24 protein-coding genes are annotated in these 22,817 nt (G+C 44.6%); all 24 read left to right on the forward strand.

Annotation, left to right across the window (positions count from 1 at the left end):
* Positions 1-13: 13 nt before the first annotated feature.
* The 24 genes from HMPREF1150_RS05365 (at position 14) to HMPREF1150_RS05250 (ending at position 22,817) form a co-directional block, all read left to right on the forward strand.
* The gene (locus tag HMPREF1150_RS05365) at positions 14-1,384 is read left to right on the forward strand and encodes an ethanolamine ammonia-lyase subunit EutB (RefSeq protein WP_002901063.1); all 1,371 of its coding nucleotides are present in this window, start codon (positions 14-16) and stop codon (positions 1,382-1,384) included.
* A 16-nt stretch (positions 1,385-1,400) separates the two neighbouring features.
* Entirely contained in the window at positions 1,401-2,345 is a 945-nt protein-coding gene (gene eutC / locus HMPREF1150_RS05360) for an ethanolamine ammonia-lyase subunit EutC (protein ID WP_002901062.1), read from the forward strand.
* Positions 2,346-2,360: 15 nt separating this feature from the next.
* Entirely contained in the window at positions 2,361-3,014 is a 654-nt protein-coding gene (gene eutL / locus HMPREF1150_RS05355; RefSeq protein ID WP_009659835.1) for an ethanolamine utilization microcompartment protein EutL, read from the forward strand.
* Positions 3,015-3,029: 15 nt separating this feature from the next.
* On the forward strand, positions 3,030-3,593 hold the full coding sequence (locus HMPREF1150_RS05350) for a BMC domain-containing protein (RefSeq protein ID WP_002901060.1): 564 nt from the start codon (positions 3,030-3,032) through the stop codon (positions 3,591-3,593).
* Positions 3,594-3,599: 6 nt separating this feature from the next.
* Entirely contained in the window at positions 3,600-5,078 is a 1,479-nt protein-coding gene (locus HMPREF1150_RS05345) for an acetaldehyde dehydrogenase (acetylating) (protein ID WP_050547167.1), read from the forward strand.
* Positions 5,079-5,112: 34 nt separating this feature from the next.
* Positions 5,113-5,394, forward strand: a complete 282-nt coding sequence (pduA, locus tag HMPREF1150_RS05340) for a propanediol utilization microcompartment protein PduA (protein ID WP_002898203.1) — start codon at positions 5,113-5,115, stop codon at positions 5,392-5,394.
* A 55-nt stretch (positions 5,395-5,449) separates the two neighbouring features.
* Positions 5,450-5,725, forward strand: a complete 276-nt coding sequence (gene pduA / locus HMPREF1150_RS05335) for a propanediol utilization microcompartment protein PduA (RefSeq protein WP_002896373.1) — start codon at positions 5,450-5,452, stop codon at positions 5,723-5,725.
* Between the two features lie 196 nt (positions 5,726-5,921).
* Positions 5,922-6,563, forward strand: a complete 642-nt coding sequence (locus HMPREF1150_RS05330; protein ID WP_002901058.1) for a hypothetical protein — start codon at positions 5,922-5,924, stop codon at positions 6,561-6,563.
* A gap of 23 nt (positions 6,564-6,586) precedes the next feature.
* Complete coding sequence (gene eutD / locus HMPREF1150_RS05325) at positions 6,587-7,213, forward strand: ethanolamine utilization phosphate acetyltransferase EutD (protein WP_002896361.1); 627 nt, start codon at positions 6,587-6,589, stop codon at positions 7,211-7,213.
* Positions 7,214-7,244: 31 nt separating this feature from the next.
* On the forward strand, positions 7,245-7,892 hold the full coding sequence (locus tag HMPREF1150_RS05320) for an ethanolamine utilization protein (protein WP_002901057.1): 648 nt from the start codon (positions 7,245-7,247) through the stop codon (positions 7,890-7,892).
* Between the two features lie 14 nt (positions 7,893-7,906).
* On the forward strand, positions 7,907-8,188 hold the full coding sequence (locus HMPREF1150_RS05315; RefSeq protein WP_002896356.1) for a EutN/CcmL family microcompartment protein: 282 nt from the start codon (positions 7,907-7,909) through the stop codon (positions 8,186-8,188).
* Between the two features lie 16 nt (positions 8,189-8,204).
* Positions 8,205-9,299 carry an ethanolamine utilization protein EutH gene (locus tag HMPREF1150_RS05310; RefSeq protein WP_002910474.1) on the forward strand — a complete coding sequence of 365 codons (1,095 nt, stop codon included), beginning with the start codon at positions 8,205-8,207 and terminating at the stop codon, positions 9,297-9,299.
* A 17-nt stretch (positions 9,300-9,316) separates the two neighbouring features.
* Positions 9,317-9,766 (forward strand): cupin domain-containing protein, encoded by a 450-nt coding sequence (locus tag HMPREF1150_RS05305; protein ID WP_002898196.1) that lies wholly within the window; start codon positions 9,317-9,319, stop codon positions 9,764-9,766.
* A gap of 413 nt (positions 9,767-10,179) precedes the next feature.
* The gene (pduB, locus tag HMPREF1150_RS05300; RefSeq protein WP_260425614.1) at positions 10,180-10,911 is read left to right on the forward strand and encodes a propanediol utilization microcompartment protein PduB; all 732 of its coding nucleotides are present in this window, start codon (positions 10,180-10,182) and stop codon (positions 10,909-10,911) included.
* 21 nt (positions 10,912-10,932) lie between these two features.
* The gene (locus HMPREF1150_RS05295; protein WP_002910470.1) at positions 10,933-12,594 is read left to right on the forward strand and encodes a propanediol/glycerol family dehydratase large subunit; all 1,662 of its coding nucleotides are present in this window, start codon (positions 10,933-10,935) and stop codon (positions 12,592-12,594) included.
* 11 nt (positions 12,595-12,605) lie between these two features.
* The gene (locus HMPREF1150_RS05290) at positions 12,606-13,274 is read left to right on the forward strand and encodes a propanediol/glycerol family dehydratase medium subunit (RefSeq protein WP_004188079.1); all 669 of its coding nucleotides are present in this window, start codon (positions 12,606-12,608) and stop codon (positions 13,272-13,274) included.
* Positions 13,275-13,304: 30 nt separating this feature from the next.
* Positions 13,305-13,820, forward strand: coding sequence for a diol dehydratase small subunit (locus HMPREF1150_RS05285; protein ID WP_009659825.1), 516 nt, complete (start codon positions 13,305-13,307; stop codon positions 13,818-13,820).
* Between the two features lie 98 nt (positions 13,821-13,918).
* Positions 13,919-15,775: a diol dehydratase reactivase subunit alpha gene (locus HMPREF1150_RS05280; RefSeq protein WP_009659621.1), complete on the forward strand. Its 1,857-nt coding sequence runs from the start codon at positions 13,919-13,921 to the stop codon at positions 15,773-15,775.
* Positions 15,756-16,136 (forward strand): glycerol dehydratase reactivase beta/small subunit family protein, encoded by a 381-nt coding sequence (locus tag HMPREF1150_RS05275; protein WP_009659783.1) that lies wholly within the window; start codon positions 15,756-15,758, stop codon positions 16,134-16,136. Before HMPREF1150_RS05280 ends, HMPREF1150_RS05275 begins: the two co-directional genes overlap by 20 nt.
* Before the next feature lie 58 nt (positions 16,137-16,194).
* Positions 16,195-16,728, forward strand: coding sequence for a heme-binding protein (locus HMPREF1150_RS05270; RefSeq protein ID WP_009659791.1), 534 nt, complete (start codon positions 16,195-16,197; stop codon positions 16,726-16,728).
* A gap of 187 nt (positions 16,729-16,915) precedes the next feature.
* The gene (locus tag HMPREF1150_RS05265; RefSeq protein WP_009659635.1) at positions 16,916-17,629 is read left to right on the forward strand and encodes an MIP/aquaporin family protein; all 714 of its coding nucleotides are present in this window, start codon (positions 16,916-16,918) and stop codon (positions 17,627-17,629) included.
* A gap of 133 nt (positions 17,630-17,762) precedes the next feature.
* Positions 17,763-18,962, forward strand: coding sequence for an acetate/propionate family kinase (locus HMPREF1150_RS05260; RefSeq protein ID WP_075202734.1), 1,200 nt, complete (start codon positions 17,763-17,765; stop codon positions 18,960-18,962).
* A 283-nt stretch (positions 18,963-19,245) separates the two neighbouring features.
* The gene (gene secA, locus HMPREF1150_RS05255; protein WP_009659592.1) at positions 19,246-21,765 is read left to right on the forward strand and encodes a preprotein translocase subunit SecA; all 2,520 of its coding nucleotides are present in this window, start codon (positions 19,246-19,248) and stop codon (positions 21,763-21,765) included.
* A 20-nt stretch (positions 21,766-21,785) separates the two neighbouring features.
* Positions 21,786-22,817 (forward strand): 3-deoxy-7-phosphoheptulonate synthase, encoded by a 1,032-nt coding sequence (locus tag HMPREF1150_RS05250; protein WP_009659775.1) that lies wholly within the window; start codon positions 21,786-21,788, stop codon positions 22,815-22,817.

Below are 22,817 nucleotides of genomic sequence, written 5' to 3' on the forward strand. Positions count from 1 at the left end.
GAGGAAGTAATCCATGATTTTGAAAACAAAATTGTTTGGTCGGCTTTACGAATTTAAATCCGTAAAAGAAGTGCTGGCCAAAGCCAATGAGTACAAATCAGGGGATCAGCTAGCGGGAGTAGCAGCAGAATCTGCCGAAGAGCGCGTTGCTGCTAAGGTTGTACTAGCTCAGCTGAAATTATCTGATTTGTTCAATAATCCAGTAGTTCCTTATGAAGAAGATGAGGTAACACGGATTATCATTGATGATGTCAATCTTCGTACTTACGAAAAGATTAAGAATTGGACAGTAGAAGAGCTGCGTGAATGGATCTTGGATAACAAGACTAAGAACGTAGACATTCAGTGGCTGTCTCGTGGGTTGACTTCTGAAATGGTAGCAGCAGTCGCTAAGTTGATGACCAACTTGGACTTGATTGTCGCTGCCAATAAGATTATCATTACCAAACATGCTAATACAACGATTGGTATGCCAGGAACATTCTCCTCCCGTCTTCAGCCTAACCATACCACAGATGATCCAGACGGTATCATGGCTTCTACTATGGAAGGTTTTGCTTATGGATGTGGGGATGCTCTCTTAGGATTGAACCCAGTAGATGACTCAGTAGAAAGTACCAAACGCGTCTTGCATAAGTTTAACGACTTCATCGAAGAGTACAAGATTCCAACTCAGCACTGTGTGCTAGCTCACGTTACTACTCAGATAGAAGCCATGAATCAAGGTGCTCCGACAGGATTGGTCTTCCAGTCTATCGCTGGATCTGAAAAAGGAAATGAAGCCTTTGGTTTTGATGCTAAAATCATTCAAGAAGCTTGGGATACAGCTCTGAAAGTGGGAACAGCTGCTGGACCGAATGTCATGTACTTTGAAACAGGTCAAGGTTCTGAACTTTCATCTGATGCTCACCATGGAGCAGACCAAGTGACTATGGAAGCTCGTTGTTATGGTTTCGCTAAACGCTTCGATCCATTCTTGGTAAATACCGTTGTTGGATTCATTGGACCTGAGTATCTCTACGATTCTAAGCAGGTTATCCGTGCTGGTTTGGAAGACCACTTCATGGGCAAACTGACCGGTATCTCAATGGGTTGTGATATCTGTTACACTAACCACATGAAAGCTGACCAAAACGACGCTGAAAATCTCTTGGTTCTTCTCGGAGCAGCTAATGTTAACTACATCATGGCGATTCCTCATGGTGACGATATCATGCTTAACTATCAAACAACTGGTTACCATGAAACAGCAACCATGCGTTCACTTCTCAATAAACGTCCGATCAAGGAATTTGAAGAGTGGATGGAAAAAATGGGCTTGATGGAAGATGGTCACCTGACAGAAATCGGCGGAGACGGCTCCATCTTTATGAAATCAAATTAGCAAGGAGGAAATCATTGTGGATGAATTGCAATTAAAAGAAATGATTCGCTCATTGTTAAATGAGATGGGCGGCGACTCAGCTGCTAAAGAAACGGTAGCAACTGAACAAAATAAAGCTGAAAATCCTCCTGTTTCGGAAGAAGCTGAACCTACAGTTTCTCTGCAGGAAGAAGTCAAACAAGACACTTCAGTGATTGAAGATGGCATCATTCCAGATATAACGGAAGTAGATATTCAGGAGCAGTTCTTGGTGCCTAATGCCATCAATGAAGAAGCCTACCGGAAGATTAAGAAATTTACTCCTGCACGTTTGGGCTTATGGCGAGCAGGCGATCGCTACAAGACACAGAGTGTTTTGCGTTTCCGTGCAGACCATGCGGCAGCTCAGGATGCGGTCTTCTCCTATGTATCAGATGACTTTATCAAGGAAATGGGCTTCATTCCTGTACAGACTAAGGCGACTACTAAAGATGAATACTTGACACGTCCAGATTTTGGCCGGGTCTTCCCTGAAGATCAGCAGGCTATTATCAAGGAAAAATGCAAACCTAATGCTAAAGTTCAGATTGTCGTTGGTGATGGTCTTAGTTCATCAGCTATCGAGGCTAACGTCAAAGACTTCCTGCCAGCTCTGAAGCAAGGTCTGAAAATGTTCGGACTGGACTTTGGTGAAGTACTCTTTATCAAGCATGCTCGGGTTGCAGCTATGGACCAAATCGCAGAGCTGACTGGTGCAGAAGTTATCTGTATGCTGGTCGGTGAGCGTCCAGGTCTGGTAACAGCTGAGTCTATGAGTGCTTATCTGGCTTACAAGCCAACAGTTGGTATGCCGGAAGCGAAACGGACTGTTGTTTCCAATATTCATAAAGGCGGAACACCAGCCGTTGAAGCTGGAGCCTATGTAGCAGAAATCATTAAGAAGATTCTTGATAATAAGAAATCAGGAATTGATTTGAAATAATAGGAGGTAGTGGCTTTGAAAAATGATCGATTAGGTGCAAATGTATTAAGTGCCCTTCTGATTTCAAACGTGGATGCAGGTTTGGCAGCTTCTTTGGAGCTTAAACCACATCACAGAAGCCTGGGAATTATCACTTCTGACTGTGATGATGTCACTTATGTAGCCTTGGATGAAGCAACCAAGGCAGCAGATGTCGAAGTGGTCTATGCTCGCAGTATGTATGCTGGTGCAGGCAACGCTTCAACTAAGCTGGCTGGTGAAGTCATCGGTATCTTGGCTGGTCCAAACCCAGAAGAAGTTCGCAGCGGTCTGGATGTAGCAGTCTATGAAATCGAAAATGGGGCTAGCTTCTACAGTGCCAATGATGATGACAGTATTCCTTATTTTGCTCATTGTATCTCTCGTGCAGGTTCTTACCTGTCAGAGGGGGCTAATGCAGAAGAAGGAACAGCGATTGCTTACTTGATTGCTCCACCGGGTGAAGCTATGGTGGCACTGGATGCGGCTTTGAAAGCGGCTGATGTGCAGGTTGGAGCCTTCTACGGACCACCAAGTGAAACCAACTTTGCCGGCGGACTTCTGGTCGGATCACAGTCAGCATGCCGAGCTGCCTGCGACGCATTTGCGAATGCAGTTATCGCAGTAGCAAATGATCCTAAAAGTTATTGATTAGGAGTTGATTAAATGGCAGATAGAGCACTAGGTTTAATTGAAGTAAAAGGTTATCTAGGTGCTGTAGTTGCGGCAGATGCGGCTTTGAAGGCTGCCAATGTATCATTGCTTAATATTGAAACGGTCAAAGCTGGTTTGAATACGGTTCAATTGATAGGCGATGTCAGTGCAGTCCGCTCAGCGGTTGATGCAGCAGTTGAGTTGGTACAAGATAAACCTTACTATCTGGCCAGCCATGTAATTTCTAGGCTGGATAATCAGACAGACCTTCTCTTTGTACCAAAGAGAAACAGTAAAACAGTTAAAAAAGAGATTGCTTCTACGGCGGAAACAATCCCTTCAGAAAAAATCGAAGAAAAGCCTCAGCCTGTAAAGGAAACTAAGGCTGAACCAGCAGAGAAGCTTGAAGGAGAGACAAGGACCTACACCAGAGAAGAACTGGAAAAACTAAAAGTCGTCGAACTACGCAGCCTTGCCTATCATCAAGAAGGTATCCGTCTCAGCAAGAAAGAAATCAAATTTGCTAATAAGAAACTTCTCGTTGAGACTTTGATGGAAACAATAGGAGAGGAGTAATTGCGGATGTTTTTAGAAGATAAAGATTTGGTATCGATTCAGGAAGTAAGGAATTTGATTCGGGATGCAAAGAAAGCCCAACAAGAACTTGCTAAAATGAGTCAAGAACAAATTGATACCATTGTAAAAGTAGTAGCGAAAGCTTGTTATGATGAGCGTGAACGCCTAGCTAAAATGGCGGCTCAGGAAACTGGCTTTGGCCGCTGGGAAGACAAGGTGTTGAAAAATGCTCTTGCTTCCAAAGGTATTCTTGAAGAAATCAAGGATATGAAAACGGTTGGGGTTCTCAGCGAAGACAAGGAAAAGAAAGTCTTGGAAGTTGGGGTTCCAGTCGGTGTCATTGCTGGCTTGATTCCATCAACCAACCCGACATCAACGGTTATGTATAAGGCTTTGATCGCCTTGAAGGCAGGAAACAGTATCGTCTTCTCTCCTCACCCAAATGCTCTTAAGTGTATTGAGGAAACGGTGGAAATCATCAAGAAAGCTGCTAAATCAGCTGGATGTCCGGATGGAGCTATCAGTGCGATTCATCGGGTATCCATCGCAGCTACAAATGAGTTGATGCGACACAAGGATACAAATCTGATTTTGGCGACTGGTGGAAATGCTATGGTCAAAGCAGCATACTCATCTGGCACACCAGCAATCGGTGTAGGTCCTGGTAATGGTCCAGCCTTCATCGAAAGAACAGCAGATGTGCCAAAAGCAGTTCGTCAGATTTTGGATTCTAAAACTTTTGACAATGGTGTAATTTGTGCATCTGAGCAGTCTATCATCGTCGAAGAAGATATGAAGGAAAAGGTTGTAGCAGAGTTCAAGAAACAAGGTGCTTACTTTGTTCCAGCAGAAGATGCTAAGAAACTAGGCTCCTTCATTATCCAGCCGAGTGGTGCGATGAATCCGAAAATGGTTGGTAAAACACCGCAAGTGATTGCTGAGTTAGCTGGTATTTCAGTTCCAGCAGATGCTCGGGTCTTGATTGCAGAAGAAACAGGCGTCGGCAAGCAGTATCCATATTCTATGGAAAAACTGGCTCCAGTCTTGGGCTTCTATACTGTCAAGGACTGGTTGGAAGCTTGTGAGCTGAGTATTAAGATTTTGCATCACGAAGGTGCAGGCCACACTCTTGCTATTCACAGTCAAAATGAAGAAATTATTCGTGAATTTGCACTGAAAAAACCAGTATCTCGTCTGCTGATTAATACGCCAGCAGCTCTAGGTGGTGTCGGTGCAACGACTGGTCTCTTCCCAGCCTTTACTTTGGGTTGTGGAGCTGTGGGAGGCAGCGCGACATCTGATAATGTCAGCCCGCTCAATCTCTTCAATATCCGTCGTGTAGCTTACGGTACATCAGAACTGTCAGACCTGCGACAAGCAGAAAATATGGCAGTGGAAGAACCAAAAGCAGTAGCAGTTGACGGATCAAACGAAGAAGAACTGGTAACCTTATTGGTTCAACGCGTATTGGAAAAACTAAAATAGTCAATATTAAACATTATAATTGGAGGATACAATCATGGCAAACGCAAATGCATTAGGAATGGTAGAAACAAGAGGACTTGTCGGCGCAATCGAAGCAGCTGATGCAATGGTCAAAGCCGCTAACGTAACTTTAGTTGGTAAAGAACAAGTCGGCGCTGGATTGGTAACAGTCTTGGTTCGTGGTGATGTCGGTGCAGTCAAAGCAGCGACAGATGCTGGAGCAGCTGCAGCTGAAAACGTTGGTGAATTGATTTCAGTTCACGTAATTCCACGTCCACATGCTGAAGTAGAAGTAATCTTGCCTCATCAAGAATAAGATTACAGACTTTCGGATAAAATTAAAAACAAGAAAATAATTGGAGGAAATAAACATGGCAAACGCAAATGCATTAGGAATGGTAGAAACAAAAGGACTCGTCGGCGCAATTGAAGCAGCTGATGCAATGGTCAAAGCCGCTAACGTAACTTTGATTGGTAAAGAACAAGTCGGTGCTGGTTTGGTAACTGTAATGGTTCGTGGTGATGTCGGCGCAGTCAAAGCAGCGACAGATGCTGGAGCAGCTGCAGCTGAAAATGTTGGTGAATTGATTTCAGTTCACGTAATTCCACGTCCACATGCTGAAGTGGAAGTCATTCTGCCCAAATAATCTGGGACAGATAAATATTTGCTGAAAGGGCCTGTATTCTAGTGTTTAGAACTGATATAGGCCCCAGAGGCAAATAGAATACTCAGTGAAAATGAAGCTTATGGGCAGCAGCCCGATACTAGACAGAAATGTTGATTTTCAGAGAGTATCAGATTGATTTTCACAGAGTATCAACGGAGTAGAAGGATGTGAATACATGTCAGTTTTTACAGAAGCTAAGATTAGAAAGCTTTATAGAGAATCCGTTCTCGCTGATAACGGTGTCTTTGAATTAAACAAAGATGAAAAACTGACGCCAGCAGCCAGAGGTTTTCTCAATGATCACCATATTCGAATTATCTGTTCAGGTCAGACCAAAGGGAAAACAGCCTCAGCTGCTGATGCTATCAGGGTGCCGATTACAAACCTTGAGGACTCTGCTGTGTATCCACGACTATTTAGACTGACTAAACTTTATACTTGCTTTTTGAAGAACCAGAGAGAATTGCATCAGGCTTTTCAGGATGAAAAGTGTGAGCAAGTTGGCCAACTATTGAACATAGTAGAACAAATCGTCGGCCATCATATTCTGGATGATATTTCTGATTACCAGACAGACCTGCCTAGCAATGCAGAATTGCAGGCCATTCGGGTCAGTCGCCAGCTCGATCAAGAAACGGTCATGATGAGTTACCAAGAACCGACTTGGCAGCTGAATTGCTATGAAACATATATCGAAACGACCCTCCTGCGCAAAGAATTGGAGCAGGCTGCTGATGGTGACAGAGATCAATTTGCTTGTAAGGTTTCTCAATTATTAAAATCAATTGAAGTCTTGCTCTGGTTGATAGCAAGCTAATAACAAGAGAAAGAAGAACAGCAATGACTTTAGAAAATTTGGTAAATAAAGTAATTGATAAAGTTCAGGAAGAATTGCAGGGGTCATTTGAGGTAGAAGCGAGCGGACGTCATGTCCATTTGAGTCAGGAAGATTTGGAAGCCTTGTTTGGTCCCAACTATCAATTAACAAAAGCAAAAGACCTATCACAGCCAGGCCAGTTCGCTAGTCAAGAAAGGCTGACAGTTGTCGGTCCAAAAGGCGCTTTTCACAATGTGGTTATTCTAGGACCTGTTCGCAAACATTCTCAGGTAGAAGTTTCCCTGACAGACTGTTTGCAGCTGGGCACCAAGGCACCCATTCGCGAAAGTGGCGATATCGAAGGAACACCAGGTGTCATCTTGGCTCATGGAGACAAGGCAGTTTGTCTGGATAAGGGCCTGATAGTAGCTAAGCGTCATGTTCATATGACACCGGAAGATGCTGAACGTCTGAATGTAAAAAATCACGAGATTGTACAAGTCAGAGTAGAAGGTGCTCGTCCGCTGATTTTTGATGATGTGGTTATCCGTGTTAGTCCCAAGTTTGCGACCTATATGCATATCGACTACGATGAAGCCAATGCTTGTGGTTTCAAAAAAGGAACACGCGGACGGATTATCAAGAAATAAGTCGTATGAGCAAATAAAAGGTAGGTAAAGAATGGAAAATCTAGATCATTTAGTAGATTTGATTACAGACCGCCTGATGGAAAAGTTGAAGCAAAAGCCTCAGAAACCCTCAGTATACGTCATTGGAGGCGATAAGATTCCTGACTTATTAGAAGGGGAAGGCTTTCAAGTCGTAAAAGATTCTTGCACAGCAGAGATTGTTGTTGTTGAGACACTTGGTTTTGATGCTTTTCTGAGACTCTCATCCCTTTGCCCTTTAGCGGTGGAGGAAGCAGTCATTTTAAAGAGTCTTTTGAAAGGCAAAAAAGTCCTCGTATCAGACAACGCCTTTGCTATTCAACAGTACAAGCAATCTTCTAAAGTGTACTTGTATCAGGAACTGCAGGGACAGCGAGAAAAGCTGATTCGCTACGGTCTGCAATTTTATAAAGAAGGCCAACTCTTAGCACTCCTAGAAAGTGATCAAGCTGAAGAGCCTCGTCCGGAAGTGAAACGGGCGGTGGCAGAAGAAGTCAGCTCGAAGACTAAGGCTCCGGGCAAGCCGGTTTTGCTGACAGAGAAGAGGCTGAGAGAGATGGGCTTACCTGAAAATGGAAGTTTTAAAATAGAAAAAGGAATGATTGTGACAGCCTTGGCGAGAGATTATCTAAAACGTCAAAAAATAGAAATCATAGAATAAAGGAGTGGGTAGAGATGTTTGTTGGTAAAGTAAAAGGTAGCCTTTGGGCGACTAGAAAAGACGAAAATTTAAATGGTTTGAAATTTTTAGTGGTCGAACGGCAGCTAAATGAACATCAAAGTGACCCAGCTCTGCTTATTGTGGCCGACTGCATCGGTGCAGGCGAAGGAGACCAAGTAATGGTAACCACTGGCAGTTCTGCCCGGATGAGCCTAAATAAGACGAATATCCCTGTGGATATGGTCGTTGTGGCTATCATTGACAAGGTTGACTATCACAGTGATGAAGAATATTAGAAACTAAGGTAATGTTATGAGTATCAATGAAATTATCATTTATATCATGGTGCTATTCATGCTGATCGGTGCAGTGGATAAATGTATCGGTGGCAAACTAGGACTAAGTGAAAAATTTGAAGAAGGAATCATGGCTATGGGAGCTTTGGCTCTGTCTATGGCTGGGATTATGGTAATCGCTCCCCTCTTGGCGGATGTCTTGAAACCGATTGTCGTGCCTTTGTATGGCTTGGTGGGCGCTGACCCGTCTATCTTTGCGACAACCTTCATTGCCAATGATATGGGAGGAGCTCCTCTGGCTCTCAGTCTGGCTCAGGATCCAGCAGTAGGAAATTTCGCTGCCTTTGTACTGGGCTCTATGATGGGGCCAACCATCGTCTTTACGATTCCAGTTGCCTTGGGTATTATTGAAAAAGATGACCGTCCGCTTTTGGCTCGCGGAATCCTATACGGTTTGGTAACTGTTCCGATTGGCTGTCTCCTCGGAGGAATTTTCGTGCCAGGTCTGCCTTTTGGAACCTTGGTTGTCAATCTTATTCCGATTATCATTGTATCTGCTCTGATTTTCATAGGATTGCTTTTGGCACCTAATGCCATGATTAAAGGTTTTGAAGTGTTTGGTCAGATTATTGTTATCTTGGCAACGCTTGGTTTGGCTTTTGGTGCAGCGCAGCTTCTGACTGGAAATGAATGGCTCATCAGCATCTATCCAAAAGGTGCTGAGACACTGAAAGAAGCCTTTGAAGTTGTCGGAACGATTGCCGTAACCTTGGCTGGAGCCTTTGGTTTGGTAGCTGTCTTTACCAAGGTAGCCAACAAACCGCTTTCTGCTATCGGAAAATCCCTAGGAATGAACGAAGTTGGTGCAGCTGGTTTGGTAGCTTCTCTGGCTAATAACATTGCCATGTTCCAGATGATGAAGGATATGGACAAACGCGGTAAGATTATCAACGTAGCCTTTGCTGTATCTGCTTCCTTTGTTATCGGAGATCACCTAGGCTTCACAGCCGGTCAAAAACCGGAAATGATTGTGCCGATGATGATTGGTAAATTTGTCGGCGGTATCACAGCGGTATTACTGGCTTTCTTCTTAACGAAGAAGGAAGCTTAGACTTGGAGGTATGAAGTATGGCAGATATTAATCGTTCTGACCTAGAAACATTGGTTCGTAAGATTTTATTGGAAGAATTAGCCACTAAAGATGGTGGGAAGAAGGTTAGCAAGGCAGGAGTGGCTTCTATCGCCCTGCCTGGTCTGGATGTTCGTCCAGAAGATCGCTTGGATACAGGTGATTCGAGCCATCAAGTTTATACACGAGACTTGCTGACCTTAGACGAAAGCCCAAGATTGGGCTTGGGTCTGATGACCATGGAAAAGACAACTTTCCCTTGGCATCTGGACTATGATGAAGTGGACTATGTTATTGAAGGGCGTCTTGATATTATCGTTGGTGACGAAGTCATGACAGCTGGCCCTGGCGAAGTACTCTTTATCCCTAAAGGCAGCGACATTCAGTTCTCTGTCAGAGATAAGGCCCGCTTTATCTATGTGACCTATCCGGCTGACTGGCAAGGCTAGTTTGTTGGAGATTTGAACTATCAGATTTAATAGAATGGCAGGACAGCGGCCTGCTGTCCTGCTATTTTGTAATGATAGAAAATAAAAAAACAGATAAAAGATGAGCAACCCTGCGAAAAGTTTATCATCTGTTATCTGTCTCTGCGATTGTTATTTCTGAAGGGAAAGGCCTGTCAAGTATATTTCTTGTAGGCTTAGCTTGGCATTCTTAAAAAAGTTGGTTAGGCTTTTTTGGAGAACGCGGAAAAATCTTCCTTTTTAAAAAACAACCATACTCATTCTAACAGAAAACCTTAGAATAATCTATTCTTTTGACCCGAAAAAAGTAAAAAAATGGAATCAGAAAGAGGCGTATAGTTATGGTGCTCCCCTTATCTGATTTCCTTATTTCCTAAAATTGTAAGCGCTTCAAAATATATGTCAGCGAAAGGAGCTGTCTTATGGAAAACAAATGCAATATTACAGAATTTGTCGGTGTTAATCCGATAGGCGATACAATTGGACTTGTCATTGCCAATGTGGACCAGCAGGTGCTGGATGCTATGAAGCTAGAAAAGAGCTATCGCTCAATTGGTGTAGTCGGTGCTCGTACTGGTGCAGGTCCTCATATCATGGCCGCAGATGAAGCAGTCAAAGCAACCAATACAGAAATTGTTAAAATCGAACTGCCTCGTGATACTAAGGGCGGTGCTGGACACGGAAGCTTGATTATCTTCGGTGGTGAAGATGTATCAGATGTCAGACGAGCTGTGGAAGTAACCTTGAAGGAAGTGGATCGAACCTTTGGCGATGTTTATGCTAATGATGCAGGGCATATTGAACTCCAATATACTGCGCGTGCTAGCTATGCTTGCCAGACTGCCTTTGGTGCTGAATACGGCCGTGCTTTTGGCTTGATTGTCGGAGCACCTGCAGCTATTGGTGTTGTTATGGCGGATACAGCTGTCAAGGCTGCCAATGTTACTGTTGTCGGCTATGCTTCTCCAGGAAATGGTGGCACTAGCCACTCAAACGAAGCCATTCTCTTTATCAGTGGAGATTCTGGAGCAGTTAGACAATCAGTTATCTCAGCGCGTGAAGTTGGACTGGCACTTTTAGGCAGTATGGGTGACGAGCCAACCAACTCACAGCCATCTTACATTTAAGAGTGAGAGGGAGGAAACGGTATGAGATCCAAACGTTTTGAAGTATTAAGCAAACGCCCTATCAACCAAGATGGGTTTGTAAAAGAATGGGTTGAAGAAGGTTTAGTGGCTATGGAAAGCCCAAATGACCCTAAACCCAGTATCAAGATTCAAAATGGAAAAGTGGTTGAGTTAGACGGCAAACCAAAAGAAGAATTTGACCTGATTGACCAGTTCATTGCCAATTATGGGATTGACCTGAGCCGAGCTGAAGAAGTTATTCAGATGGACTCACGAGAGATTGCCAATAAAATATTGACACCGAATGTGCCTCGGACAGAAATCATCAAGCTGACCAAGGCCATGACTCCGGCTAAAATCATTGAAGTAGTCAATCAGATGAATGTCGTGGAAATCATGATGTGTCTGCAAAAGATGCGGACCCGTAAGCAAACAGCTACTCAAGCCCATGTCACTAATGTCAATGATAATCCAGTGCAGATTGCAGCAGATGCAGCTGAAGGAGCTCTGCGTGGTTTTGCAGAGCAGGAAACAACGGTTGCCGTAGTGCGTTACGCTCCTTTTAATGCCCTGTCTCTGATGATTGGCTCACAAGTGGGCCGTCCTGGAGTATTGACTCAGTGCTCCTTGGAAGAAGCGACAGAACTAGAATTTGGTATGCGTGGCTTTACAGCTTATGCTGAGACCATCTCTGTTTATGGTACAGAAGATGTCTTCACCGATGGAGATGATACACCTTGGTCTAAAGCATTTCTGGCTTCAGCCTATGCTTCTCGGGGACTCAAGATGCGCTTCACTTCTGGTACAGGGTCTGAAGTACAGATGGGACAAGCCGAAGGCAAGTCCATGCTCTATCTGGAAGCTCGCTGTCTCTATGTCACGAAAGCGGCTGGGGTTCAAGGAACTCAGAATGGATCAGTTAGCTGTATCGGTATTCCAGCAGCTGTTCCGAGTGGTATTCGGGCGGTCGTTGCTGAAAACTTAATTGCCAGCATGCTGGACTTGGAATGTGCTTCATCAAATGACCAAACCTTTACTCACTCAGACTTACGTCGCTCCGTTCGGACTTTAATGCAGTTTGCGCCAGGTACAGACTTTATCAACTCTGGCTACTCTGCTACGCCAAACTATGACAATATGTTTGCCGGATCTAACTGGGATGCGGAAGACTTTGACGACTACAATGTCCTGCAGCGTGACCTGCGGGTAGACGGTGGTCTTCGTCCTGTACGTGAAGAGGAAGTTGTAAAGGTTCGGAACAAGGCAGCACGCGTTATGCAAGCTCTTTTCAAAGGCTTGGGCCTGCCGCCGATTACCGACGAAGAAGTCGAAGCAGCGACATATGCTCATGGCTCTAAAGATATGCCAGAGCGGGATAAGGTTGAAGATATCAAGGCTGCTCAGGGTATTCTGGAACGCGGCGTTCAAGGGGCTGATTTGATCAAAGCCTTGGCTAATAATGGCTTCCCTGAAGTTGCCAATGAGCTGCTCAATTTGTTCAAGCAACGTGTAGCAGGAGATTTCCTGCAAACATCTGCTATCTTTGATCGGGATTGGAATGTTATTTCAGCGGTGAATTCACCGAATGACTATGTTGGTGTCGGTACAGGCCATCGTCTGGTCGGCGAAGAATGGGAAAAAGTCAAAGACATTCCTAAAGCGATTGACCCGCGTGATGTATAGGAGGAGCTAAGATGACAGAGATAAATGAAACTTTACTGCGCTCCATTATTGCAGAAGTGATGAAAGAGATGAGCGCCAATACCAACGAAACAGTTGCTGAAACAAGCGAAAAGCCTGTTACAAAGCCTGTGTCCAATGAAAAAGCGGTCATCCGCACAGTTGGTGTAGCTAAGCCTAGCCAATCAACGGATGAAGTCGTTATTGCAGTTGGACCTGCCTTTGGGGAACAGCAGGTGAAGACGATGGTGGACATTCCTCATACGGAAGTACTGCGTCAGCTGGTGGCTGGTATCGAAGAAGAAGGGCTCAAGGCTCGCATTGTCAAGGTCTATCGTTCTTCTGATGTTGCCTTTGTAGCGGTAGAAGGAGACCATTTGTCTGGCTCAGGCATTTCTATCGGTGTTCAGTCTAAGGGAACAACGGTTATTCACCAACGTGATTTGCCACCGCTCAGTAATCTGGAACTCTTCCCGCAGGCACCTTTGTTAACTCCTGAAACCTATCGTTTGATTGGTAAAAATGCTGCTAAGTATGCTAAGGGTGAAACACCAAATCCGGTGCCAACCCTTAACGACCAAATGGCTCGTCCTAAGTACCAAGCATACTCAGCTTTGCTCCATATCAAGGAAACGAAACTGGTTAAAAGAGGAAAACCAGCTGATGAATGTCAGGTGATTTGATGCATATGATGTCTACAAGGAGAAATCAGAATGAGTGAATCAGTAGAAACATTAGTAAAACAAATATTAGCCGAGCTAAGCGATAGCAGCTCAGCTAGTCAAGGAGCAGCCAATCGTCCTGTCAGTTCTGATGAAGCGACAGCGGCTGATTATCCTATTTCTAAAAAACACCCAGACTGGATAAAGGTTGGTCAGGATAAGAAATTCGAAGATATTACTCTGGAAAATATCTTGTCTGGCTATGTAAAAGCAGAGGATTTGCGGATTAAGCCGGAGATTTTGATCAAGCAAGGTGAAATTGCTAAGAATGCCGGCCGCGAAGCAATCCAGTATAACTTTTCTCGGGCTGCGGAACTGACCAAGGTTCCAGATGCGCGTGTGCTGGAAATCTACAATGCCCTGCGCCCTTACCGGTCTTCCAAGCAGGAATTATTGGACATTGCCAATGAATTGGAAAACCAATATCGAGCTGTTATTTGTGCGGGATTTGTCAGAGAAGCCGCTGAAAATTATGAGCGCCGCAAGAAGTTGAAAGGCGACAACTAATTCGGTTTTACCAAGGCTATTTTGGGTTGGAAGAAGATTATTATCACTACTTTTATAAATACTATTCAAAATAGCCTACTCTTGGTGGAGGTGAAAATGTGAAACGAATCATTGGAGTAGACATAGGAAATTCTTCGACCGAGTCTGCCTTAGCTGAAGTGCAAGATGATGGAAGCATTCACTTTCTTGCCTCAGCCATTGCGGATACAACAGGTATCAAAGGGACCAAGGAAAATGTCCACGGGATTTATCAATCTCTGAGAAAATTGATGGAGCAAACATCCTTTGAGCTAGGACAGGTTGATTTGATTCGGATCAATGAAGCGACGCCTGTCATCGGCGATGTTGCCATGGAAACCATCACAGAGACAGTCATTACTGAGTCTACCATGATTGGTCATAATCCCCGTACTCCAGGCGGTCTGGGTCTGGGGATTGGACTCACGGTAGATATTCTTGACTTGGTTCATCATCCGATTGATGGGAAATACATCGTGGTAGTGCCGAAAGTCATTGATTTTGACTTGGTTGCCCAGCTGATCAATGCCTATCTAGCCAAGGGCTATCAGATTACCGCTGCCATTCTTCAGGCGGATGATGGAGTTCTAGTCAACAACCGCATTAGCCAGAAGATTCCAATCGTGGATGAGATTCTCTTTATTGACAAGGTTCCTTTGGGAATGCAAGCTGCTGTTGAAGTGGTAGAGCAAGGGAAGGTGATTTCTCAATTATCCAATCCCTATGGCATTGCGACAGTCTTCGGCTTGAGTGCAGAAGAGACGAAAAGCATTGTTCCCATTGCCCGTGCCCTCATTGGCAACCGCTCGGCTGTCGTGATTAAGACACCGGCAGGTGACGTTCAGGCTCGGACAATTCCAGCAGGCAGTATCCAAATTATCGGCAAGGAGCATACCTTAAAGGTGGATATTTCCAAGGGTGCCGATGAGATTATGGAGAAAATCGTCTATGCTGGCGAGATTAGCAATGTTGTCGGAGAGGCAGGTACCAATGTTGGAGGCATGCTGGAGAAGGTGCGCCAAACCATGGCTGACTTGACCGAGAAAGAGCCTTCCGACATTTATATCCGTGACTTACTAGCAGTCAATACTTTTGCTCCGATTTCTGTGCGCGGTGGTGTGGCTGGAGAATTTTCTATGGAGCAGGCTGTCGGCATTGCCTCTATGGTAAATTCTGACAAGCTGCAAATGTCCATCATTGCCCAAGAAGTCGAACGAGAGCTGGGTATTACCGTAGAAATCGGTGGAGCAGAAGCTGAATCAGCTATCCTCGGGGCTCTGACTACACCAGGGACGGATCGCCCCTTGGCTATTTTGGACTTAGGAGCAGGCTCGACAGATGCTTCCATTATTGATAGCATGGGTCAAATCTTGGCTGTCCATCTAGCCGGTGCCGGTGATATGGTAACCATGCTGATCAATTCGGAGTTGGGACTGGAAAATCATCATCTGGCAGAGGACATCAAACGATATCCTCTGGCCAAGGTAGAAAGTCTTTTCCATATCCGGCATGAAGACGGCACTGTTCAATTTTTTGACAAGCCGTTGTCTGGAGATTTGTTTGCCAGAGTCGTCATCGTCAAGGAAAATGATGAATTTGTTCCTATTGATGATGGAGACTACTCTATCGAAAAAATCAAACTCGTTCGGCAGTCAGCCAAGGAAAGGGTCTTTGTTACCAATGCGGTTCGAGCTCTCAAGCGCGTCAGTCCCACTCAGAATATTCGAGACATTCCTTTCGTTGTCATCGTAGGTGGCTCAGCTTTGGACTTTGAAATACCTCAGCTAGTGACCGAAGCCCTCTCTCAGCATGCCATTGTAGCTGGTCGAGGCAATGTGCGTGGCTTGGTGGGACCTCGAAATGCAGTAGCGACCGGACTGATTTTGACCTATGTCAGAGAGAAATGGGGGGCCGGCTATGGAATTAGCTTATACTAGAAAGCCCACCATTAGGTTTATTGCTACGGACAATGCTCCTGCGGATAAGGTGGCACAAATCGGCTACGGTATCGAAGAGGAAGGTATTCCTTTTAGTCTGGTCAGCCCAGATGAACTTAGCGATCCTGTATCACTAGCGCATGTGGCTGCAACTCAATCCCAGCTGTTAGTAGGGATTGCCTGTGACGGGCGAGATGCAGTCCTCCATTATCGTAACTTGCCGCTTGAAAAATTTATCTATCGTATCAAAGATTATTCCGCTATACCGGACCACGTCTTGCGCCTATTTGGTTCAAATGCAGCGCGTTTGGTCAAGGGAGTCCCGTTTAAAAAATCTGACCTGTTAGAAGCATCTTTTTGACTTGTTCCGATCGATTCAAAAAGATGTCCGTATCAACTACTGAAAAGAGGTGAAATGGATGGCTAGAGATAGAGAGAAAGACGAGCTCAGCAGTCCAGAACTATCAAGCTGGGAAGGAAACCCAGAATTGCAAGACATCATCATTCAAAAAGTCCTTGCTAGATGCCAAACCTTACTGGATAAAGAGCCTGTTCTTTTCACAAATATCTATCAGGATGCCTGGGAATTGGTAACAAGGGCCAGATGCAAGGCTGAAGAGCTAGGACTAGCTGTCGTGATAACGGTGGTTGATTCAGCAGCACAAGTCGTGATGACCTATCGTATGGAAAATGCCTTGTTAGTGAGTAACGATATGGCTTATAAGAAAGCTTACACAGCTGTTGGCATGAGGATGCAGTCCAAGGATTTAGCACCTTTAACTCAGCCTGGTCAGTGGCTCTATCAGCTGGAAACGATGACTGACAATAAGGTTGTTAGTTTAGCTGGTGGCATTCCTATTTATTGCCAGTCAGAAATGATTGGCGGTATCGGCGTCAGTGGAGGAAGTTCTGAAGAAGACCAGTCCATTGCTGAATATGCTGTGGGACTGTAGAGAAGCAAGCTAGCTAATTAAATAATATCAGAGGAGAGAATACCGCTTGCAATCCATGCTTGGAGCTAGGGATTTTCTCCTATTTTACGAGCATATTTCTCTTATGCTTTCTTAGAATCTATATTGCGCTGTAGAAGCAATATAGAGGAGAGAGTATAAAGTATTTCGAAATGAAGGAGTATGGAGTATGGAAAAATATCTAGGTGAATTTTTAGGCACCATGGTTCTGATGGTTTTTGGGAATGGAATCGGAGCGTCTATCAGTCTTAATAAAAGCATCGCAAAAGGTTTCTCTCCCAATTGGTTTACCGTTGTATTTGGTTGGGGCTTAGCAGTGACCTTGGGTGTCTATACGGCAGGATTTTATAATACTGGCGGTCACCTTAACCCAGCTGTCACCATTGCTTTTGCGGTGGGTGGCATCTTCCCATGGGAGAAAGTGGTGGGCTATATCATCGCTCAGATTCTAGGGGCCTTTGTCGGAGCGGCTATTGTGGTGCTCTTCTATTATCCCCATTTCAAAGAAACCAAGGCAGAAGAAGGCAACTCAGTTGGCGTATTTGCTACTGGACCAGCCATCCAGAATCCAGCATTTAATCTGCTTAGCGAAATCGTTGCGACTTTCTTCTTCATCTTTGCACTTTTGATGATAACGCACGGCGAAATCACGCCTGGACTCACTCCACTCTTAGTTGGCTTCCTCATTATGGCGGTCGGCTTGTCTTTGGGTTCGACGACAGGTTTTGCCCTCAACCCAGCCCGGGACTTCGGTCCGCGCCTTGCTTATGCCCTCTTGCCAGTTCCGAATAAAGGAGATGCAAACTGGGCTTATGCTTGGGTGCCAATTGTAGGACCGACTATCGGCGCTGTCTTGGCTGTCTTGGCAGTCAATGCTATGTAATATATAAAATAGTAAATAAGCTAGCCGACCAGTTGAAGCTAGCTTATTTATCTAACAAGTAGCAATGGAAAATTTCAGTTTTCAAAAAACGTTATTTGAAAAAATCACTGTTTTCATTGCTCAGGAGAAAAATATGTCTAAAAAAATTTTTGCGATTAATGCGGGCAGTTCGTCATTAAAATTTCAACTGCTCAGTATGCCTGATGAAAGCCTTTTGGTGAAAGGAATTTTTGAAAAGATTGGCTTAAAGGAAGGCATTTTTAAGATTGAATTTGAAGGTCAAAAAGAAAAGGAACTGCTGGCTATTCCTTCGCATCAATTTGCAGTGGATTACCTGCTGAACTTTCTTTTGGAGCGGAAGCTGATTGCTTCTCTGGACGAGATAGATGGGGTTGGTCATCGCGTAGCCCATGGTGGAGAATCCTTTGATGATTCAGCTTTGATAGACAAGCAAGTGCTATCCATCATTGAGAAGCTGTCTTTCTTGGCTCCTAGCCATAACCCTGTCAACTTGGTAGGGATTCGAGCTTTTCAAAAGGCGCTGCCGGAGACAGGACAAGTGGCTGTGTTTGATACGGCCTTTCATCAAAGCCTTTCAGAATCTTATTATCTCTATCCTCTTTCCTGGGATTACTATCATAAATACGGTTTGAGAAAGTATGGTTTCCATGGAACGAGTCACAAGTATATTGCTCAAAAGGTAAAGGAGATTTGGGAAGGGCAAGGAGAAGCTGCTGAGCATTTGAAGATTATCAACTGCCATTTGGGCAATGGTGCTAGTATTTGCGCCATTAAAAATAGTCAGTCTGTCAATACTTCGATGGGATTCACCCCCTTGGCTGGCCTGATGATGGGCTCCCGCTCAGGTGATATTGACCCTATGATTCTCCCTTTCCTGCTAGAACAGGAAAAATTATCAGCTCAGCAATTAAGTGATGTCCTCAATAAAGAATCCGGTCTGCTAGCGATCTCCCAGCTTAGCAATGATTTAAGAGATGTTTTGGAGGCTTGTGACAGAGGCGATGAAAAAGCTAGTCTAGCAGTTAATATGTTTGTCAACCGTATCGCTCAGACTATTGCAAGCTACATCACAGATTTAGATGGTCTGGATGCCTTGGTCTTTACCGCTGGAATCGGGGAGAATTCAGCCTTGATCCGCAGCTTGGTCGTTCAAAAGCTCAATTGCTTAGGACTTTCTTTAAATCAGGCAGCTAACGAGCAAGGACAGCTCTTTATCCAAAATTCCCAGTCGCAGGCTAAAATTCTCATTCTTCCAACCAATGAAGAATTGATGATTGCCCAAGACACCATGCGCTTGCTGGATTTTAAGTAGCCAAAAGAGGGGTAGAATGTCCAAGGAGTGTTAGACACTATCGGAAAAAGGTCTCTTTAGCAAAAAGAACACTTTTTATCTTTGTATTGTTTGGACTCGAAAAGACAGAGCAAGACCTCTGCCTTTTCTTTTTTAGCTTAGATATCTTGCCATCTCCCAGTTCTGTAAGTACAGTCTAATGAAGCTTTTTTGCTTTTTTCATTCTTGAAAGATATAGGAAAACATGCTATAATGAAAAGAACATTCTAAAAATCAGAAAGATTATTATATAGTAAGGAAAAAAATGGCGAATATTTTAAAGACTATCATTGAAAATGATAAAGGTGAATTAAGAAAATTAGAAAAAATGGCTGACAAAGTCTTGGCTTATGAAGACGAAATGGCGGCCTTGTCTGATGAAGAACTTCAGGCAAAAACAGAAGAATTCAAGAAACGCTATGCTGATGGTGAAACTTTAGATCAGCTCTTATTTGAAGCTTTTGCGGTTGTCCGTGAAGGAGCTAAGCGAGTGTTGGGTCTTTTCCCTTATAAGGTTCAGGTTATGGGAGGGATTGTTCTCCATCATGGTGACGTTCCAGAGATGCGTACCGGTGAAGGAAAAACCTTGACAGCGACAATGCCAGTTTACCTAAATGCCCTTGCAGGAAAAGGTGTGCACGTTGTAACAGTCAATGAATACCTGACTGAACGTGACGCGACCGAAATGGGTGAACTTTACTCTTGGCTGGGGCTTTCTGTCGGTATTAATCTGGCAGCTAAGTCTCCATCTGAGAAGAAAGAAGCATATGCTTGCGACATTACCTATTCAACCAATGCTGAAATCGGCTTTGACTACCTGCGTGATAACATGGTAGTTCGAGCTGAAAACATGGTACAGCGCCCGCTCAATTATGCCTTGGTCGATGAGGTGGACTCAATCCTGATTGACGAAGCTCGGACACCATTGATTGTATCCGGACCGGTTTCTTCAGATACCAACCAGCTCTATCATATGGCTGACCACTATGTCAAATCTCTGGATAAGGACGACTACATCATTGATGTTCAGTCTAAGACGATTGGTTTGTCTGACTCAGGTATTGACAAGGCAGAAAGTTACTTCAAGCTGGACAATCTCTATGATATTGAAAATGTTGCCCTGACTCACTTTATCGACAATGCCCTGCGAGCTAATTACATCATGCTCCTTGATATTGACTATGTGGTCAGTGAAGATCAGGAAATTCTGATTGTCGATCAGTTTACTGGTCGGACAATGGAAGGCCGCCGTTACTCTGATGGTCTCCACCAAGCGATTGAAGCCAAAGAAGGTGTGCCGATTCAGGAAGAAACAAAGACCTCTGCTTCCATTACTTATCAGAACCTCTTCCGTATGTATAAGAAGCTGTCCGGTATGACAGGTACAGCCAAGACAGAGGAAGAAGAGTTCCGTGAAACATACAACATTCGTGTTATTCCAATTCCAACCAACCGTCCGGTAGCACGTATTGACCATTCTGACCTGCTCTACCCAAGTATTGATTCTAAGTTTAAGGCAGTTGTTCAGGATGTTAAAGAGCGTCATGAAAAAGGCCAGCCAGTTCTGGTTGGTACTGTTGCGGTTGAAACCAGTGACTATATTTCTAAGAAATTGGTAGAAGCTGGGGTGCCTCACGAAGTTCTTAATGCGAAAAACCACTATAAAGAAGCACAAATTATCATGAACGCCGGCCAACGTGGTGCGGTTACTATTGCGACCAATATGGCCGGACGGGGAACCGACATCAAGTTGGGTGAAGGTGTTCGCGAACTGGGCGGTCTCTGTGTTATCGGTACAGAGCGCCATGAAAGCCGCCGGATTGACAATCAGCTGCGCGGACGTTCAGGCCGTCAGGGTGATCCAGGTGAGTCACAATTCTACCTGTCACTGGAAGATGAGCTTATGCGTCGCTTTGGCTCAGAGCGCATTAAAGCCCTCTTGGATCGAATGAATCTTAGTGACGAAGATTCTGTTATCAAGTCTGGCATGCTGACCCGTCAGGTAGAGGCAGCTCAGAAGCGTGTCGAAGGAAATAACTACGATACGCGGAAACAAGTCCTGCAATATGATGATGTGATGCGTGAGCAACGGGAAATTATCTATGCTGAGCGCCACGATGTCATTACTGCTGACCGTGACCTCAGTCCTGAAATCCATGCTATGATTAAACGGACGATCAACCGTATCGTTGATGGTAGCAGCCACTCTGATCAGGATGATAAGATTGAAGCGATTTTAAACTTTGCTAAGTATAACTTAGTTTCAGAAGATTCTATTTCAGACAGCGATTTGGAAGGCAAGTCTGACCAAGAAATCAAAGATTATCTGTTTGAACGTGCATTGGAAGTCTACGACAGTCAGATTGCTAAGCTGCGAGACGAAGAAGCTGTGCGTGAATTCCAGAAGGTCTTGATTCTGCGCGTGGTGGACAGCAAGTGGACTGACCATATCGACGCCCTTGACCAGCTGCGCAATGCTGTTGGACTGCGCGGTTATGCACAAAATAACCCAGTTGTCGAATATCAAGCAGAAAGCTTCCGTATGTTCAACGACATGATTGGTTCTATTGAGTTTGATGTGACTCGTCTGATGATGAAAGCACAGATTCATGAGCAAGAGCGTCCTCGGACAGAGCGGGCTATCAGTACAACAGCTACCCGCAATATCTCTGCTAAGGCGCCAAATATGCCCGAGAATGTAGACCTGTCCAATGTAAAGAGAAATGACCCTTGTCCATGTGGTTCTGGCAAGAAGTTCAAGAACTGTCACGGCCGTAAAAAGTAAGCATAAAAGAAGGAGAATAGATGACCTTTAAAGCAACTAGTCAACCCATTGATGTGGCAGAAGTTCGCCAACTTGCTAAGCTAGAAGGCGACATGCTCGCTCGCAAGGAAAAGCGTGACCGAGAGTTAGAAGCAATTCTGCGTGGTCAAGATGACCGCATTCTCTTGGTTATCGGTCCCTGCTCTTCAGATAACGAAGAAGCGGTGCTAGAGTATGCCAAGCGTCTATCTGCTCTCCAAGAAGAAGTAAAAGACCGCATTTTCATGGTCATGCGGGTTTATACTGCCAAGCCTCGGACGAACGGAGATGGTTACAAAGGGCTTATTCATCAGCCCAATGCGACTGCCGCTCCTAGTCTGATTAACGGCATCAAGGCAGTCCGCAATCTGCACTATCGGGTTATTTCTGAGACAGGCATGACCACAGCTGATGAGATGCTCTATCCAGAAAATCTGCCTCTGGTAGATGATTTGATTTCTTACATGGCTGTCGGAGCTCGCTCGGTCGAAGACCAGCAGCACCGCTTTGTAGCTAGTGGGGCAGATCTGCCAACCGGCTTGAAAAACCCGACTTCTGGGAATCTCAATGTCATGTTTAACGGCATCTATGCAGCTCAGAACAAGCAGAGTTTCCTCTTTTCAGGTAAGGAAGTAGAAACATCTGGCAATCCTTTGGCGCATGCTATCTTGCGTGGTGCCTTGAATGAATACGGTAAGAATATTCCCAACTACTATTATGATAATCTGCTGGATACCATTGCCCAGTACGAAAAAATGGGCTTAGAAAATCCCTTTATCATCATTGACGCCAATCATGATAACTCTGGTAAGCAGTATCTGGAGCAGGTCCGTATCGTTCGCCAGACTCTGATTAACCGTGACTGGAATGAAAAGATTAAGGCTACAGTACGTGGCTTTATGATTGAGTCTTATCTGGAAGACGGTCGTCAGGACGAGCCGGAAGTCTTTGGCAAGTCCATTACTGACCCTTGTCTGGGCTGGGCTAATACAGAACAGCTAGTTCGTGAAATTTATGATACATTAGGAAAATAG

The sequence above is a fragment of the Streptococcus sp. AS14 genome, from assembly GCF_000286495.1.
In the GTDB taxonomy this organism is placed as follows: Bacteria; Bacillota; Bacilli; order Lactobacillales; family Streptococcaceae; genus Streptococcus; species Streptococcus sanguinis_P.